14 protein-coding genes are annotated in these 17,757 nt (G+C 63.2%); 6 read left to right on the forward strand and 8 right to left on the reverse strand.

Features of this window, described 5'->3' with window-relative positions:
* Positions 1-274 precede the first annotated feature (274 nt).
* Together AC6H34_RS26050 and AC6H34_RS26055 are read left to right on the forward strand one after the other, a co-directional pair.
* Positions 275-1,123, forward strand: coding sequence for a fumarylacetoacetate hydrolase family protein (locus AC6H34_RS26050; RefSeq protein ID WP_448147838.1), 849 nt, complete (start codon positions 275-277; stop codon positions 1,121-1,123).
* Between the two features lie 138 nt (positions 1,124-1,261).
* Positions 1,262-2,371: an Ntn hydrolase family protein gene (locus tag AC6H34_RS26055; protein WP_448147839.1), complete on the forward strand. Its 1,110-nt coding sequence runs from the start codon at positions 1,262-1,264 to the stop codon at positions 2,369-2,371.
* Between the two features lie 36 nt (positions 2,372-2,407).
* Here AC6H34_RS26055 and AC6H34_RS26060 read toward each other — a convergent pair whose 3' ends face one another.
* Positions 2,408-3,742, reverse strand: a complete 1,335-nt coding sequence (locus tag AC6H34_RS26060) for a dicarboxylate/amino acid:cation symporter (protein WP_448147840.1) — start codon at positions 3,740-3,742, stop codon at positions 2,408-2,410.
* A 237-nt stretch (positions 3,743-3,979) separates the two neighbouring features.
* On the opposite strand from AC6H34_RS26060, the gene AC6H34_RS26065 reads away from it, so the two are divergent.
* Positions 3,980-5,803 (forward strand): sensor histidine kinase, encoded by a 1,824-nt coding sequence (locus AC6H34_RS26065; protein ID WP_497540711.1) that lies wholly within the window; start codon positions 3,980-3,982, stop codon positions 5,801-5,803.
* On the forward strand, positions 5,800-7,143 hold the full coding sequence (locus AC6H34_RS26070; RefSeq protein WP_497540713.1) for a sigma-54-dependent transcriptional regulator: 1,344 nt from the start codon (positions 5,800-5,802) through the stop codon (positions 7,141-7,143). Before AC6H34_RS26065 ends, AC6H34_RS26070 begins: the two co-directional genes overlap by 4 nt.
* A gap of 45 nt (positions 7,144-7,188) precedes the next feature.
* Here AC6H34_RS26070 and aceA read toward each other — a convergent pair whose 3' ends face one another.
* The gene (gene aceA, locus AC6H34_RS26075; RefSeq protein ID WP_497540714.1) at positions 7,189-8,487 is read right to left on the reverse strand and encodes an isocitrate lyase; all 1,299 of its coding nucleotides are present in this window, start codon (positions 8,485-8,487) and stop codon (positions 7,189-7,191) included.
* 141 nt (positions 8,488-8,628) lie between these two features.
* Positions 8,629-8,859, reverse strand: a complete 231-nt coding sequence (locus tag AC6H34_RS26080; protein ID WP_448147844.1) for a hypothetical protein — start codon at positions 8,857-8,859, stop codon at positions 8,629-8,631.
* Between the two features lie 157 nt (positions 8,860-9,016).
* Here AC6H34_RS26080 and AC6H34_RS26085 point away from each other — a divergent pair, with 157 nt between their 5' ends.
* On the forward strand, positions 9,017-10,414 hold the full coding sequence (locus AC6H34_RS26085) for a helix-turn-helix domain-containing protein (protein ID WP_497540715.1): 1,398 nt from the start codon (positions 9,017-9,019) through the stop codon (positions 10,412-10,414).
* A 75-nt stretch (positions 10,415-10,489) separates the two neighbouring features.
* On the opposite strand, the gene AC6H34_RS26090 is transcribed toward AC6H34_RS26085, so the two are convergent.
* The 3 genes from AC6H34_RS26090 to AC6H34_RS26100 form a co-directional block, all read right to left on the reverse strand.
* Positions 10,490-10,933, reverse strand: a complete 444-nt coding sequence (locus AC6H34_RS26090) for an SRPBCC family protein (protein WP_497540716.1) — start codon at positions 10,931-10,933, stop codon at positions 10,490-10,492.
* 42 nt (positions 10,934-10,975) lie between these two features.
* Entirely contained in the window at positions 10,976-11,341 is a 366-nt protein-coding gene (locus AC6H34_RS26095) for a hypothetical protein (protein ID WP_448147847.1), read from the reverse strand.
* 299 nt (positions 11,342-11,640) lie between these two features.
* Entirely contained in the window at positions 11,641-12,738 is a 1,098-nt protein-coding gene (locus AC6H34_RS26100) for a transporter substrate-binding domain-containing protein (protein WP_497540717.1), read from the reverse strand.
* Positions 12,739-13,325: 587 nt separating this feature from the next.
* Between AC6H34_RS26100 and dinB the strand changes: the two genes are divergently transcribed.
* Positions 13,326-14,414 carry a DNA polymerase IV gene (gene dinB, locus AC6H34_RS26105; protein ID WP_497541283.1) on the forward strand — a complete coding sequence of 363 codons (1,089 nt, stop codon included), beginning with the start codon at positions 13,326-13,328 and terminating at the stop codon, positions 14,412-14,414.
* A 57-nt stretch (positions 14,415-14,471) separates the two neighbouring features.
* Here the strand turns inward: dinB and AC6H34_RS26110 are convergent, their stop codons facing one another.
* Positions 14,472-15,083, reverse strand: a complete 612-nt coding sequence (locus AC6H34_RS26110) for a helix-turn-helix domain-containing protein (protein WP_448147849.1) — start codon at positions 15,081-15,083, stop codon at positions 14,472-14,474.
* A gap of 182 nt (positions 15,084-15,265) precedes the next feature.
* Positions 15,266-17,581, reverse strand: coding sequence for a xanthine dehydrogenase family protein molybdopterin-binding subunit (locus AC6H34_RS26115; protein ID WP_497540718.1), 2,316 nt, complete (start codon positions 17,579-17,581; stop codon positions 15,266-15,268).
* Positions 17,582-17,757: the final 176 nt, after the last annotated feature.

The raw sequence follows: 17,757 nt of genomic DNA on the forward strand, positions 1-17,757 counted from the left end.
ATGCCACGGCGTGCCGCATCGTCTGGCCGGCATCGATGCCAAACCTGTAGCCGAAGCAAGTGTGTCGCAGGCAAGGACTTGCTGCGTTCTCGTGATGTCCCCTTCTCCGCTCGCGATCCGCGATTTCTCAGACAATACTTGCAGCCCTTCCCTCCGTTGGGCATGATCCCCCCCGCCGAGCGACGGGCTGCACAGCGCCCGCGACACTTGGTTCAGGATCAATGATTTGAAGACAGCCCCGAAGGGCTGCATTTCTCGCCCAAAGGACCTCATTATGAAGTTGGTACGGTATGGCAAGCCAGGCTCGGAGAAGCCCGGCCTGATCGATGCGGACGGCAAGATTCGCGATTTGTCGGCTCATATTGCCGATCTGAAGGGTGATGCCCTCTCGCCCGAATCCCTGGCCAGGATCGCCGCGCTGCCGCACGCGTCGCTGCCGGAGGTTACGGGCAATCCCCGCCTCGGCTCCTGCGTCGCCCAGCCCGGCAATTTCATCGCAGTCGGCCTGAACTATGCCGACCATGCCGCCGAAAGTGGCCTGCCGATCCCGCGCGAACCGGTGCTCTTCAACAAGGCTCCGTCCTGCATGGTCGGCCCCAATGACGATGTCGTCATTCCGCGCGGCTCGCAGAAGACGGACTGGGAGGTCGAACTTGCCATCGTCATCGGCAAGCGTGCTTCCTATGTCGAGGAAAAGGATGCCCTTTCCTATGTCGCCGGCTACGCGGTGTGCAACGACGTCTCCGAACGCGCCTACCAGACGGAAGGCACGGGCCAGTGGATGAAGGGCAAGGGCTGTCCCACCTTCGGCCCCCTTGGACCCTGGCTGGTCACCCCCGATGAGGTCGGAGACGTCCAGAATCTCGACATGTGGCTCGACGTCGACGGCACGCGCATGCAGACCGGCTCGACCAAGACCATGATCTTCGCCGTCGCCCATATCGTGCACTACATCTCGCAGTTCATGATCATGGAGCCGGGCGACGTCATCACGACGGGAACTCCGCCCGGCGTCGGCATGGGCATGAAACCTCCCCGCTACCTCGTCCCGGGCAATGTAGTGACCCTGGGCATCGAAAAGCTCGGCTCGCAGAAGCAGACCTTCGTCGCCTGGAGCGCGTGATCGAGCGGCCGGGGTATCGAGCGGCGTTCGCCAGGACTCGATACCCCGCCTTGCATGCGAAGTTTCCGACGAGAAAAACGCCGCAAATTCCCGCCAGAGTCCTTCCCCTGGACAGCAGGAGCAGGAGGCGTGATTGTCATGAGCAATTTGAACCTTCCCCGCCGCAGCCTCCTCAAGGCCGGACTTGCTGCAGGATTCGGCCTGGCCGGCGTTTCCTCCGTCACGGGACAAGCCATGACCACATTGCCGCCCATCCCGATCTTCGATGCGCGCGACGGCGGACCTGTCGCGCATGCGCGAGCACGCGTACCCGTGATGAGCGCCCTTTTGAAAGCCTGCCTCGGCTCCCTGCCAGCCGCCATGCAATGGGGTGTCGACGGGCTCGATGCCGCTGCCCATCGCTGGCTCATTGCCAGTGGCTCGGCCTATGTCGGCGAAATGGATGCAATTGCCGCTCTGCTCTCCGAGAAGGGCGTGTATCTCCTCAATGCCGCCTATGAATGGGGTTGTACGACGCTTGCCGCACCGGCTCCCGACGGAAGCAGCGCGCGCCTCCTGAGAACATTGGACTGGGATTTCGACGGGCTCGGACGCCATGTCGAGGTCGCGCATCAGCGAGGAGCCGCCGGCGATTATTGGAATGTGACTTGGCCGGGGGCCGTGGGGGCGCTCACCGCCATGGCGCCGGGCCGCTTCGCTGCCTCGATCAACAAGGGCCCTTCCCCCGCCGATGGCAGCGACAATTCCGGCATTCCCAATCTGGCGGCGCTGCGACTGGGAATGCTGCCATCCATGCATCTGTTGCGGCATGTGTTCGAAACGGCGCCTGATTTCCCGGAGGCCCAGGCACTGCTCGAACGTACGCCGATTGCGGCCGACACGATCTTCACGCTGGTGGGCATCGCCTCCGACGAGACCTGCGTCATCGAACGCAAGCCGGAGGACCATGTCACGCATTTGGGTGTGAGCGCCGCCGCGAATACCTGGGACTACGGCCTTTCTGCCAAGCGTTGGGGCGAAGAAGAGGAGTCGCAGAGCGGCAGCGCCGCTCGCCGGGCCAGCATCATGCCCCATGCAGGCCAGTCGATGCTGCCCTTCGCCTGGGTCGAGCCTCCAATCCGAAACGGGATCACCCGCATCGCCGTCGAGGCCAATCCGAAACTCGGAAGCCTGCGGGTCCGGGGCTACGAGGCGACGGCGGGTCGCGAAGACGCTGCTCCCGCGACCGCCGATCTGGAAATCGGGTAGAGGCGTGATCCGCCTCTACCCCTCTGCATTGCAGCCTTATTCCGCCGGCTGCAGCACGGCGCCCTCTTCAGCCGGAAGTTCGGCGCCGCTGAGGGCCGCGGCGAGCCGTTCGGTGTCGAGTTCCCCCTCCCAGCGCGCGACGACGATGGTCGCGACGGCATTGCCGACGAGGTTGGTCAACGCGCGGCATTCCGACATGAAGCGATCGATACCGAGGATCAGGGCCATGCCGGCAACCGGCACGGCGGGGACGACGGCAAGCGTAGCCGCCAGGGTAATGAAGCCCGCGCCCGTGATACCGGCCGCCCCCTTGGAACTGATCATCGCGACCAACAGCAGCCCTATCTGCTGCCAGAGGCTGAGTTCTATGCCGGTAGCCTGGGCGATGAACAGGGCCGCCAGCGTCATATAGATGTTGGTGCCGTCGAGATTGAAGGAATAGCCGGTCGGGATGACGATACCCACAACCGACTTGCGGCATCCGGCCCGCTCCATCTTGTCCATCAGCGTGGGAAGTGCGGCCTCGGACGACGAGGTGCCGAGAACGAGCAGCAGTTCCTCCTTGATGTAGCGGATCAGAGCGATGATCGAGAAGCCGTTGTACCAACAGACGGCACCGAGCACGACCAGCACGAAGAGCAGCGAAGTGAGGTAGAAGGTGCCTATCAGCATGAGAAGGTTGGCGACCGAGCCGATACCGAAGGCCCCTATGGTGAAGGCCATGGCGCCGAACGCGCCGATCGGGGCGGCCTTCATCAGGATGGCGACCATGCGAAACATCGCCGCCGACAGGGAGTTCAGCACCGTCATCAGAGGGGCGCCACGCTCACCGACGAGAGCCAGGGCAATACCGAACAACACTGAGAAGAACAGGACCTGCAGCACATCCCCGCCCGCCAGCGCACTGATCGGATTGTTGGGGATGATGTTCATCAGGAAGCCGACGATCGTCTGGTCATGCGCCTTGGCGGCATAGTCGGCCACCGCCTTGGGATCGAGCGTCGCCGGATCGACATTGAGGCCGGCGCCCGGACGGATGACGTTGCCGACGATCAGGCCGACGATCAGCGCAAATGTGGAAAAGGTGAGGAAGTAGATGAATGCCTTGCCTACGACACGGCCCAACTTCTTCAGGTCATGCATGCCGGCGATGCCGGTGATGACGGTTAGGCAGATCACCGGCGTGATCACCATCTTGACGATCTTGATGAACGCATCGCCCAGCGGCTTCATCGCCGCTCCCCAACTGGGGTAGAAATGGCCGAGCAGGATCCCGATCGCGATGGCGACGATGACCTGGAAATAGAGACTGGCGTAAATCGGCTTCCGGCGCGGCGGCTGCGGTGCCGCGATATCGCTGGCGGAGATCATGCTTTCCTCCATGGGGCACCGGCATCCCATGCCTGGCCCGAAAGGGTTTCCTCGACGCCGCCTTCTGTTTGCGGCTGATCAACTCCCCCGCAAGAACAATGCCAAACTCATAAAGTATTGATATATATAGAAATATTTCCAAAGGGGGCGCCTCAGCACACTGATGTGGGCGAAAATCCACACAACGATATTGCCTAAGTGCGATTTTCCACACATTCTGTGACCTCGGGAGGACGCATGAACGGTGCTGAACAGCGACGGCGGCGACGGCGCCTGGAGTGGCTGATTTTCATCGGGTTTGCGCTGGCGAGCCTGCTTGCTTCCACCTGGCTCGCGGGCGGCTACGGGGTTCAGGCAGCCGCCGATGGCTTGCGCGCCCGCGCCAATGGGCGGGTTACCCTCGACGTCGCGGTGCTCCGCAGCGAACTGGACAAGCAGCGCATCCTCGCCTTCGTGCTTTCTCGCGATCCTGATGTCATCGGGACGCTCGATACGCCGGATCCTGCCCATCTGGCCGCGATGAACGCCAAGCTGGAGACGCTCAATGCGGGCACACGCTCTGCGGTGATCTATCTGATCGACAAATCCGCGACGGCCATCTCCTCCAGCAATTGGCGGGAGTCGACCAGCTTCGTCGGCACCAATTACCTGTTCCGGCCCTATTTCACCGTCGCCGCATCGGAAGGGCAGGCCGACCATTACGCCCTGGGCACGGTGAGCCAGCGGCCCGGCCTCTATGTCGCCCGCCGAGTCGAAGGCCCCCGCGGATTTCTGGGGGTGATCGTCATCAAGGTCGAGTTCTTCAATGTGGAGGCCGACTGGCGCCAATCCGGTGCCGCCGTCTACGTCACCGACCCGCGCGGCATCGTGCTTCTGACCAGCGTGCCGGACTGGCGCTTCCTGGCGCAGGCACCCATCCCACCGGGAGACAAAGACAAGATCCGCGCTTCCCTGCAGTTCGGCGATGCGCCGCTGACGCCCATTCCGCTGTCTCGCAGCGATCAGGCCATACCGGGCACCGATTTCGTGACCGTGGCGGGCAAGGGCGTGCACCTGGCCAGCGAGAGCGACGTGCCCACGACAGACTGGCGACTGCATCTCCTCGAACCCGCGGGCGACGCCCTTTCGGCCGGTGCCGCGACGATGCGGGCCAGCACCTTCGGCATCGTCGGTTCTGCCCTCGTGCTGCTAGGCATCCTCCTGCTGCGCCGCCAGCGCGCGATCGAGCGCACGGCCGGACTGACGGAGTCACAGACCGAGCTGGAACAGCGCGTCGCGGAACGCACGCAGGATCTGCGCCTGATCAACACCCGCCTCTCGGCCGAGATCGACGAGCGCCAGAAGGTCGAGGCGAAGCTCCAGGTCGCGCGGGACGAACTGGCGCAGGCCAATCGCCTCGCCATGCTCGGCCAGGTCACCGCCGGCCTGGCGCATGAGGTCAACCAGCCCGTCGCCGCCATCCGGAGTTTCGCCGACAACGCCGTCACTTTCCTGGAGCGCAGCGACCCTGACCAGGCTCGCAAGAACATGGCCACCATCGCCGGACTGACCGACAAGATCGCCGACATCATCGCGCAGTTGCGCCGTTTCTCGCGCAAGGCGACCGGCGAGTTCGGGCCCGTTTCGGTGAAGGAGGTCCTGGACGGGGCTCTCCTGCTCGTCGGCATCCGGGCTCGGCGCCAGAACGCCGCGTTGGCCGTGCCCAAAGTGGCGGCCACGCTGAAGGTGATGGCCAACCGCGTGCGGCTCGAACAGGTCCTCGTCAATCTGCTGCAGAATGCGCTCGAAGCCATGGAAGGGCGCGAGGGCCAGGCCATCCGCATCGATCTACTGACCGAAGACGGCATCGTCCGGCTTGCAGTCGCCGACAATGGCCCGGGCGTCGCACCGGAGGTGATGGCCAACCTCTTCACACCCTTCCTCACGACCAAGCCACGCGGCGTCGGTTTGGGGCTGGTGATTTCGCGTGACATCGTCGAGGAATTCGGCGGCCGGCTGGAGGTCTCGAGCGAACCCGGGCAGGGCTGCCGATTCGTCATAACCTTGCGAGGTGCGGAATGAACGGGCCGCCTCCCCTGCCCATCGCCTTCGTGGATGACGACAAGGATCTGCGCGAGGCGAACGAGCAGACCCTGCGCCTGGCAGGCTTCGAACCGCTCCTGTTCGACTCCGCCGTCTCGGCGCTGCAGACGCTCGACGAAACCTTCGAGGGTATCGTCGTCACAGACCTGCGCATGCCGGGCATCGACGGCATGGAACTGTTCCGCACGCTGCGCGGTCGCGACGAGGACCTGCCGGTGATCCTGATCACCGGTCATGGCGATATCGCCACTGCCGTCGAAGCCATGCGCGAAGGCGCCTACGACTTCCTTGCCAAGCCCTTCGCGTCCGACAGGCTTATCCAGAGCGTGCGCCGGGCTGCCGAGAAGCGCAGGCTGGTGATGGAGAACCGACGCCTGCGTGTGGCGGCCGCCGCGGCGCAGACGACTTCCCCCCTGATGGGCGAAGCCCCGGCCATGCAGCGCCTGCGCGACACGCTCAAGGCCATCGCCGACGCGGATGTGGACGTCCTGGTCATCGGGGAGACCGGCACCGGAAAGGAACTGGTCGCCGACCAGTTGCATCGCCTGGGGCGACGCCGCAGTGGCCATTTCGTCGCCCTCAATTGCGGCGCGCTGCCCGAAACCGTGCTCGAGAGCGAACTGTTCGGCCATGAGAGCGGTGCCTTCACCGGAGCGCTCAAGAAGCGCGTGGGACTGATCGAGCATTCGAGCGGCGGCACCCTGTTCCTCGACGAAATCGAGAGCATGTCGCCCGGTGCACAGGCGCGGCTCCTGCGCGTGCTGGAGCAGCGGGAGGTGACGCCGCTCGGCAGCAACACGGCCCATTCGGTGGACTTGCGCGTGGTGGCGGCCTCCAAGAGCGATCTTGGCGATCCACAGCATCGGCTCGCCTTTCGCGAGGATCTGTTCCACCGCCTCAATGTCGTGACGCTGCGCATACCGCCCTTGCGGGAAAGGCGCGGGGACATCCCGCTGCTCTTCACCTATTTCCTGGGGCAGGCGAGCCGGCGCTTTCAGCGGGACGTGCCTGCGCTGTCCGATGCCATCCATCGCCACCTCGCCACCCATGAGTGGCCGGGCAACGTGCGTGAACTCGTTCATTTCGCCGAGCGTGTCGCACTCGGACTGGCAGAGGTCGACGCCCTGCCCGCGGCCTCCCCCGCCGGAGCCACGTTGCCCGAACGCCTGGAGACCTATGAAGCCCAGCTCATCCGCGACGCGCTTACGCATCACAAGGGCGATGTCCGCGCCACGCTGCAGGCGCTCGGGATTCCCCGCAAGACCTTCTACGACAAGCTGCAGCGTTACGGCATCAATCGTTCGAGCTTCGAGGCGTAGCGACGGGGAGCGCGGACCTGCGCGCTCCCCGGTGGCACGCTCGTGTCAGAATTGCGCCACTTCCGTCGATCCAGCCATGGCGGCGGTCGAGCTTTGCCCCTCGCCGAGGATCGTCGCCACCGCATCGAAGTAGCCCGTGCCGACTTCGCGCTGATGCCGGGTTGCGGTAAAGCCATGAGCCTCGCCGGCAAATTCGGCCTGCTGCAGCTCGGAATAGGCGGCCATCCCGTCCTGCTTGTAACGGCGGGCAAGATCGAAGGTGGTGAAGCTGAGGTTGTGGAAGCCGGCCAGCGTGATGAACTGGTACTTGTATCCCATGGCTGCGATCTCGCGCTGGAAGGCCTTCATGGCAGCCGCATCCATGTGCTTGGCCCAATTGAAGGACGGCGAACAGTTATAGGCCAGCATCTGGTCGGGATGGACCTTGCGCACCGCCTCGGCGAAACGCCTGGCATCAGCGAGGCTTGGTGTCGAGGTCTCGCACCAGACGAGGTCGGCATAAGGCGCATAGGCGATGCCGCGCGCGATCGCCGCCTCGAAACCGCCCTTCAGCACGTAGAAGCCTTCGGCCGTGCGTTCGCCGGTGATGAACGGCCTGTCCTGCTCGTCGATGTCCGAGGTGATCAGGCGGGCCGCCTCGGCATCCGTGCGGGCCATGATCAGCGTGGGCACGCCCATGACATCAGCCGCGAGACGCGCCGCGTTCAGCGTCTTGATGAAGGTCCGCGTCGGCACCAGCACCTTGCCGCCCAGATGGCCGCATTTCTTCTCGGACGCCAGCTGGTCCTCGAAATGCACAGCGGCGGCTCCCGCCTCGATCATCGCCTTCATCAATTCGAAAGCGTTGAGCTGGCCACCGAAACCGGCCTCGGCATCAGCGATGATCGGCACGAAATAGTCGAGCTGAGGCCCGCTCTTGCCGTCCAGACGCTCGAGCGTCTGAATCTGGTCCGCACGCTGCAGGGCCTTGTTGATCCGGCGCACGACGGAAGGCACGCTGTCGACCGGATAGAGGCTCTGGTCCGGATACATGTTGCCGGAGGAGTTGGCGTCCGCGGCCACCTGCCAACCGGAAAGGTAGATCGCCTTGAGGCCGGCCTTGACCTGCTGCACGGCCTGGTTTCCGGTGAAGGTGCCGAGGGTGGGCACGAATTCCTCCGTGTGCAGCAATTCCCAGAGCCGCCGCGCACCGTGCTCGGCCAGGGTGTGGCGCACAGGGAGCGAACCGGCGAGGCGCTCTACATCGCGGCGGCTGAAGAGGCGGCGGATGTTGCGCCAACGGTCAGGTGCCCATTCGGGCGCGGAGAAGGCTGCGGGCTGAGGGTTCTTCACGGTATCGAGCATGACGGTCGTTCCTGGCTGGTCTTCTGGCAGTGAATTGAACGGTTGGCGGAAGGCACTATGGGGGGATGCGGGGACAAGATGTCCGCTTCCCTTCGAGCCGTACGCCTTCGAGCGCGGACAGGTTGTTCGCGCAGCAGCGGCTTACCTCTGCATCCGCACGAAGGTGGCGGCGATCATCGGCTGCCCCTCGAACATCTCCTCGGCGGCACCGCTGCTCACCCGGGTGAAGCGATGGCGGCCGATCCTGTGGACGATCGAAAACTCTCGATCGGCGAGACCCTGGGCACGGAACTCGGCATTAATCTCGGCCATGTTGGCGCCGATGATGGTGATGAATTCGTCGCACTCGCTGCTCTGTCTCATCTGGTCCATGACACTCTCCTTAGTTCTGGATGTGTCAATGATTGACATTGCAGCGCGGTAAGGCAAGATATATTGATAAATCAAGGCGTTAACTAGAAAACACTTGTAAATAAAATGTTGTAATTGTGTAAACCCTGTCAAGATCGGCGGGGTGGGAGAGAGAGTTATGCAGGAAGCGGACCCTCGTATCGGCGGCAAGATCCAGCGGCTGCGCCGGCAGGGGCGGATCTCGCAGGCACAATTGGCCGGCTCGCTCGGCATCTCGGCGAGCTATCTGAATCTGATCGAGCACAATCGTCGCCGCATGACCGTGCCGCTGCTGCTCAAGACGGCCGCCTATTTCGGCGTCGATGCGGGCGAACTCGCCGAGAATGATGATTCACGCCTTGCAGGTGATCTGATGGAACTCTTCGGCGACGATCTCTTTGCCGACAGTGACGTCACAAATCAGGACGTGCGAGACCTCGCCACCTCCAATCCGCAGATCGGGCGGGCGATCGTGCACCTGTTCGATCGCTTCCGGGCGCTCAGAAGCGCCGACACCGGTGCGACTTCGGCGGCCGAAGCGGGCTATCACGTCGCCACGGATGCCGTTTCGGATTTCCTGCAGACGAACAGCAACCATTTTCCGGCGCTGGAGGCACAGGCCGAGCGTATCCGAGCCGAGATAGACCAACTCTCGGACTCCTTCGAGCAGGGGTTGAAACTTTACCTCACCAATGTCTTCGGCTTGAACTGGCGCTCCGGTGCTCTGCCCCAGGGGCTGGCGGGGCGCCTCAGCGGCGACCATGAGACTTTCGAGACCGCCGACGTGCTGCCGCCGGAGACCGCCGTCTTCGCGGCCGCCCATCGCCTCGGCCTCATCGCGGCGGCGCGGGAGATCGATCGCCTCATCGAAGAAGCCACCCTGCCCTCCGACGCGCCCGCCCTCGCCCGCCACGCCCTGGCCGCCTATTTCGCCGGAGCGCTCGTCATGCCCTATGAGCCCTTCCTCAAGGCCTGCCGTGAGACGCGCTACGACATCGATCGCATCGCACGGCGCTTCAACGCCAGCTTCGAGCAGGTCTGCCATCGCATGACGACGCTGCAGCGCCCAGGGCGGGCGGGCATTCCCCTTCACCTCATCAGGACGGATATCGCCGGCAACATTTCCAAGCGCTTCTCGCTCTCAGGCATCCACATCCCTCGCCACTCGGGCGCCTGCCCGCGATGGAATGTCTACGCCGCCTTCCTCCACCCGGGACAGATCAACGTGCAGGTCAGCCAGATGCCCGAGGGCCAGCGCTATTTCTGCATTGCAAAATCTCTGACCAAGGGCGGCCACCGCCACAATGCACCGCGCCGCTATCTCTCCATCGGCCTCGGCTGCCATGTCTCGCACGCCCAGGACATGGTCTATTCCGACGGCATCGACGTCTCCAACCCGGCCCAGGCTGTGCCGATCGGCGTCGGCTGCCGTATCTGTCCGAGGCTCGACTGCGGACAGAGGGCGCATCCTCCTGCCGAGCACAGGCTTGTGCTCAACGAGAACGAACAGGCGGAGAGCCTCTATTCCAGGATCTGAAAGATGCCGCGGGTCCCCTGGTGTGCATTGCGGCCGGACGGCTCCTCATGGGCTGTCCGGCTCGATGTCGGGTGACTACTGGTTGATCTCGGGCTCGACGAGCCTCGCCAGGTTGCGTAGCGACTCCTGCCAGCCGAGATAACAGGCTTCCACCGGAATGGCGTCCGGTATGCCGGCCTGCACGATTTCCAGTTCCGAGCCGACCGAGACCTTCCTGATCTCGACCGTCACCTGCATTTCACCCGGCAGGTTGGGGTCATCGAACTTGTCCGTATAGCGAACTCGCTCTCCAGGAACGAGTTCGACATATTCGCCGCCGAAGGCATGGCTATCGCCCGTCGTGAAGTTCCGGAACGACATCCTGAACGTGCCGCCGGCTCTTGGTTCGAGATGATGCACGGTGCAGGTGAAGCCGTTCGGTGGAAGCCATTTGGCGAGTGCGTCCGCTTCGAGGAATGCACGATAGACTTTTTCGGGGCTGGTCGGCAGAACACGGTGCAATCGTACGGTACTGGGCATGCTCTCTATCCTCTCGAAGTGATGGGGGAACAGCGACGCCGATCAAGCTCCTGGTATGGGCAGGACCGGCATGATCTCCACGCACTCGCCTGGAAAGATCGTGAAATGGGGATGATTTTCGAACAGCCTTGCAGCAGCCTCATGCGATTCAGCCCGGACGACCATGAAGGCCCCCATCTCGTTGCTTACGTCCTCGACGCGCCGTTCGTTGACCCTCTTGGTCTTGCCGAGCGGCCCGCCCATGGCGGCAACCGCCGCGGGATTCCTCTCGATCCAGGCCTTCCAGGCGGCAATGCCCTCCTGCTCCCTGGTACGTCTCTCGGCTTCAGGAAGCGCCATCCAAGCCTTCATGCGCGGGCTGCTCTTGCTGCCGAGAAAGACGGCGAGGTAGGTGTCGTTCGTGCTCATGCGGTTTCCTCTCATATGCGGATCGCGATCCGAGCGGCGTTCGATGCCATCCGCATGACGCAATCACGCCTGCGCGTGATCCATGCCACCTGCATCGGCGATCCATGTTCCCAGGACGAACGACGCCGCGCCGGTCCGACACGGCATATCGGATTTTAGCGAAGAACCGGCCCAAGGGGGACGTTCCTCGGATCCGGCGCCGGATGGACAGATCCATCCCGTACGAGGATGAGCCGGCGGGAAGCCGGCATTCAATGTTCGGAGGATACCGCAACGGCCGCCGTTCGGGAGCGAGGTCCCTATTTTTCGCCAAGATATCGGAAGGAGGTCTGCTTCCACCAGTCCGTCTCGAGCGTCTCGAGCATGACGATATCGATCTGCTTTCGAAGGGGACTGCCGTTTGGCAGAACGATCGCATAATTCTGGTTGTCGAACGTCACGTCCAACACCTGCAGCGTATTGGCGAAGTTCTGCGAAACGGCCCATTGCATCAGGGGCCGATCATAGACGAAAGCGTCGAGATTGCCCGCTTCCAGCGCCCTCAAGCCGTCCCGCAACGTGGGATAGCCCCGATGGGCTATACGCGCTCCGTCGAGATAGGCCTCGGTGGAGGACATGGAGACGTTTCCGACCCGGACGGATGACAGATCGTCGGGCCCGTGGACGAGCCCTTCCAGTTGCGCCGTGGTCAGGACCGAGGTCACGCCGGCGGTAAAAATGGCGAGGGCTATGATCGATGCGATCATCCATACGATTGCGAGTATTCGGCCCGGCAGGGTTCGGGGGCCGAAATCCCCGGTGCTGGCCTGCGTCATCGCAATCGTCGACCACCAGAAGCTCGACGCCAGCCCCTTGGCAGGATGGCCACCAAAATCGTCATTGTGGCGGCGTTCGAACATCCAGATCAGCAGGCCGACCACCAGGGAAATGACGACAAGCGCAATTACCGCCTGGAGAAATCCGAAAGAGGTCAGCGAACGCATGATCGGACGCCAGTTCGCCTCCCGATTGAGCGGTGTCGCGATTCCGAGGCCGGAGACGTAGAATGACTGCGAAAAATCGACGACCTTCTCCCGATCGGCCGTCACCGTGATGGCCCCTATCGCCGCGTCGAATTTTCCTGCCTTGACGCCATCCAGCAGATCCTGAACGGTCGGCGCCTCGGCGAAGCGATAGTGCAGGTTCAACTGCGCTGCAGTCTTCTGCCAGAGCTCGATGCTCAGCCCCGTCCAGGTTCCGTCCTCCGACTTCATAGCGAATGGGGGAACTTGCCGGGTGCCGACGATGATTTCCCGGCCGCTCGCGGCGGATGGATCCGCAGGCTTGTCTACACCTTGAGACTTTGCGCCATGTGCCCAAACGACCGTTGCGATCAGCACGAACGCAAGAACGAACACCTTTCCGATCAAAGGGAGACTTCTGGCTACCATCTTCTCATCGTCTTCGGAATTTTGCCAAATAAAGAGGGTACTGAATCTTCAACTCGGGCTGTTCGTCGCCCCCCCTTTTTGAACCCCCGTCAGGATGTTTCGTGAATCTTGAAATCGCCGATCGATCACACTCAATCCAAGAGGACGGTCGACGGAAGAATATAGCCTAATCCATTCAAATCGAATCCGAATTTGATCAAGCGCACAGTCACTTATACGAACACGCCCGATCCAATCGCATGAAAAGAACAGAAAAGCTCGATTTTTGCTACGTGCCAAACAGGAGTTCGCACGCACCGGGGAGGCCTGCCGATCCATTGGGGCGGAGGGAGTGCCGAAATGGCCGCCCCCCGTCCCTCGACCGAGCGGCTGGCGGCGCCACTCTGGACACCAGCGTCAGGAAGGCACGACGGCCGTCTCCCAACAGCACGCAAGCGTGGCTACCGGCGCCGTCCGAGATTTCTCGATCGCGGATCCGGCCGCCGAAGATTTCATTGGTGTCATCGAGTCAGCTGACACCATTGGGCATTGACGCCTGCTACAATCGCAACGCCATGTCCTCTCCGCCCATCCGCAAAATCATCCATATCGACATGGATGCCTTCTACGCGTCCGTCGAACAGCGCGACGATTCTGCTTTGCGCGGCAGGCCGGTTGCGGTGGGATATGCCGCCAAGCGCGGTGTCGTGGCGGCGGCGAGCTACGAAGCGCGAGCATTCGGGGTGAGGTCGGCCATGCCGTCTTCGACCGCCTTGCGCCAATGCCCGGAATTGATCTTCGTGCCGCCCCGATTCGAGATGTATCGCGCAGTATCACGCCAGATCCATGCGATCTTCGCCGAGTTCACTACGCTGATCGAGCCGCTCTCGCTCGACGAGGCCTATCTCGACGTTACCGAGAACCTGCGGGGCCTCGCCACGGCTTCCGGAACGGCAGGCAAGATCCGCTCCCGGATCTTCGAGGAAACGGGCCTGACGGCATCTGCGGGAATCTCCTACAACAAATTCCTCGCCAAGCTTGCTTCCGACCACCACAAGCCCAATGGGCAATACACGATCACGCCCGCCATGGGCGCCGCCTTCGTGGAACGGCTGCCGGTAGGCCGGTTTCATGGCATCGGGCCCGTGACGGCAGCGAAGATGAACCAGCTCGGCATCTTCACGGGCGCCGATCTGCGGGACCAATCCCCCGAGTTCCTGCGACGGCACTTCGGCAAGGCCGGCGCCTGGTACCACGCCATCGCCCGCGGCGAGGATGACCGAGCGGTACAGCCGGATCGTCCCCGCAAATCGTCCGGATCGGAAACCACCTTCTCGGAAGACCTTACCGAACCGGCCGACATCGAGGCCGGCGTCCTGGCGATGGCAGACGAGGTCTGGGCCTGGTGCGAGAAAGCCCGGGCTTTCGGCCGGACCGTGACGGTGAAGATCAAATATGCCGATTTCCAGCAGGCGACGCGCAGCCGCACGCTCTCGGTGCCGGTGCATTCACACCAACTCCTGGGGTCCATCAGTATCGAACTGGTGCGCAGCGTCTTGCCGCCGGCCAAGGGCATCAGGCTGCTGGGCGTGACGATGTCTGGCTTCGAGAGCGGCCAGAGCGCGGACGATCAGCAACTCGAACTGGGTCTGGAGACTGAATAGCAAGCGCTCGTTCTCATCAGCGGAGATTCGCGAGGAGCGCCCTTCGGTAGCGTCCCCCTACTCCATCAGCGCCGCCTTCATGAAGCAGACCATCGTTGCATGCACGGCCTTGTCGCCGAGCACGCGAATGGCGTGGTGCCGGTCGCAGCGATAGCGCAACGTTTCGCCGGGGCCTGCCGTTTCGATCGCGCCGGCCACTTCCACCTCGACCTCGCCGGTGAGGATCGACAGGCATTCCACCGATCCCCGCTGATGGGCGTCGCTCTCCAGCACACCGCCCGGTTCGGCCTGGAAATCATACCACTGCAGCCATTCGACGGTCTTCAGCCAGCCAACCACGGCCAGACGGCACTTGCCGTCGTCCGAAATGATGACGGGCGTATCGACACGTGTCGTCTTCTCGATGAACGGTTCGTCCTCGACGCTGCCGAGCACACGCTCGATCGAGACGTCGAGCGCCTGCGACAGGCGCCAGATGGTGGCGAGAGTCGGATTGGTTTCGTTGCGTTCGATCTGGCTGATGATCGACTTGGCGACGCCAGACTGCTCCGCCAATTCCGACAGGGACAGATTGTAGGCCTTGCGCAGGCGCTGAACCGTCTTGCCGAGCTGGCCCGACAGCGCCACGGCGCCGGCATCGAGTTCGCTCCGCTTGTCCAGTCCGCTCATACTTGCCTTCGTTTGTTATGACGAACAATCGTTTGTTCCACCGGACAATACGGCGGAACCACAAACGAGGAAAGTGTTTTTACGTTGCGAGAGGGATCATCCGGGCATGCGGCAGATTGCCGAATCCGAGGAGCGAGCTTCACCGCCGCCTCGAATTCGGCAATCTGCCGCACACCATGGCATCATTCGGCGGCCTGCTTCCGGCTGGAGGCCTCCTGGATCGTCCGCCAGACGACTTCGGGCGTCGCAGGCATATCGAGCCTGGTAACGCCGACGCCGCGCCGGAGTGCGTCGATCAGTGCGTTCATCACCGCTGGGGCGGCGCCGATCGTGCCGGCTTCCCCTGCTCCCTTGACGCCAAGCGGATTGTTCTTGCACGGCACGTTGCGCGTCTCGAAGTGGATGAAGGGCAGGTCATCGGCGCGCGGCAACGCATAGTCCGTGAGCGAGGCGGTCAGGAGTTGGCCGTCGTCGCTGTAGACGGTGCGCTCCAGAAGTGCCTGGCCGATTCCCTGCACCACACCGCCGTGGACCTGGCCTTCGAGGAGCAGCGGGTTCACCACCATGCCGAAGTCGTCCACGATGGTATAAGCGAGGATGTCCGTGACGCCGGTCAGCGGGTCGACTTCGACCTCGCAGACATGCGTGCCGTTCGGATAGGTCGCCTCGCCCGGCTGATAATCATTCTCCGCGGTGAGAAGATCCGGCGTCGCCTTCGGCAGGCGGGCGATCGAAGCGAAATCGATCGCCTTGTCGGTGCCTACCACCCGGATGCGGCCGTCCACGATCTCGAGATCGGCGATGCCCGCCTCGAGTTCCTCGGAGGCGAGTTGCTTGAGCCTGTCAGCCAGCGTCTGGCTGGCGCGCGCGACCGAAGCGCCGCCCACCGGGATTGAGCGGGAGCCCCCCGTGCCGCCGCCCGTCTTGATAAGGTCGGAGTCGCCCTGAATGACGTTTATCCTGTCGAGCGGCAGGTCGAGATACTGCGACACGAACTGGGCATAGGCCGTGAGGTGGCCCTGCCCGTTGGTCTGCGTCCCGATCAGCACGGTAGCCGTGCCGTCCTTCTCCAGCTTCACGCTGGCCGCTTCCTTGGGTCCGTCGGCGCAGGCCTCGATATAGGTCGACATACCTATGCCGAGGAACTTGCCGGCCTTCCTTGAGGCCTGCCAGCGCGCCTTGAAGCTGCCCCAGCCGGCAACTTCCATGGCCTTGCGCATGTGGCCTTCGAACTCACCCGAATCATAGGTACGCCCGGTCGGCGCCTTGAAAGGCATCTGCCCGGGCGTGACGAAGTTGCGTGCACGGACGGTATCGACGGAAAGCCCGGTCTCGAACGCGATCGCGTCCATCAGCCGCTCGATCAGATAGGCGGCTTCCGGACGACCTGCGCCGCGATAGGCGTCCACCGGGAGTGTGTTGGTGAGGACGCCGCGCACGCGCACGTCCATGGCGCCGATGGCATAGGCGCCGGTTGCCATCAGGGCGCCGAGCCAGGGAATGAAGGGCGCATATTGCGACAGATAGGCGCCGAGATCGCCGATGATGTCGATCTTGACCGCGAGGATTTTCGAGCGCCTGTCGAGCGCCGCCTCGATGCGGCTGACATTGTCGCGGCCCTGCGTATCGGCGAGAAAATGCTCGCCACGGTCGGCGAACCACTTCACCGGCCTGCCGAGCCTGCGAGCGGCCTCAAGCGACAGGGGATATTCGCGGTACATGAAGGCCTTGGTGCCGAAACCGCCGCCGACATCGCCGGTCTTCACGTGGACACGATCCGGCTTCACCTTGAAGATGGATTTGGCCAGCGTATCCCGCATGCTGTGCACGCCCTGGCTGCCCACGGTGAGCGTGAAGCGGCTGCCGTCCCATTCGGCGAGACAGCCTCTGGGTTCCATGTAGTTCGCCACGAGGCGGTTGTTCACCACCTCGAGGGAGACGACCCGCGACGCCTTCTCGAATGCCCTGGCGACCTTCTTCTGGTTTCCGATCTGAGCATCATACGCAAGGTTCGAGCCGTGCTCCGGCCAGACCAGAGGCGCTCCGGATTCGAGAGCGGCGATCGAACCGACGATGGCCTCCAGCGGCTCGTAGTCCACGGGGATCGCCTCGGCCGCATCGCGGGCTTCTGTCAGCGAATCGGCCACGACGAAGGCCACTGCATCGCCGACATGGCGCACCACGTCGCGCGCCAGCAGCGGATAGGGCAGCGGCTTCTGATTCTTGCCGTCCGAATTCTTCATGAGTGCCTGGCATGGCAGGTCGCCCAGCTTTTCGATGTCGCTCGCCGTGAGAATCAACTTCACGCCGGGCATGGACCTGGCGTCGGTGAGATCGCCGATGCTGAAGCGGGCATGGGCGTGAGGCGAGCGCAGGACGTAGGCCCGCAGCACGCCATCGCGGGATTCGTCGTCGACATAGCGTCCGGTACCGGTGATGAAGGCGTGGTCCTCCTTGCGGCGCACAGCCTGACCTACGCCAAATTTAGTGGGCGGCATCAACGTCCTCCGGCAATGATTTGGTTGGAAGCATCGGGGTTGGAATATGTCTGTCGAATAGCACGCTCCCACAGGATTTCAAAAAACCCAAAGAAAATTGTCGTCACACGCTAGACACGCGGAAAGAGCTTTGCTACATCGCCCCCCGTCGAGCGCGGCAACCTTCCGCGCTCTGA

It is taken from the genome of Labrys sp. ALF-8 (assembly GCF_059699065.1).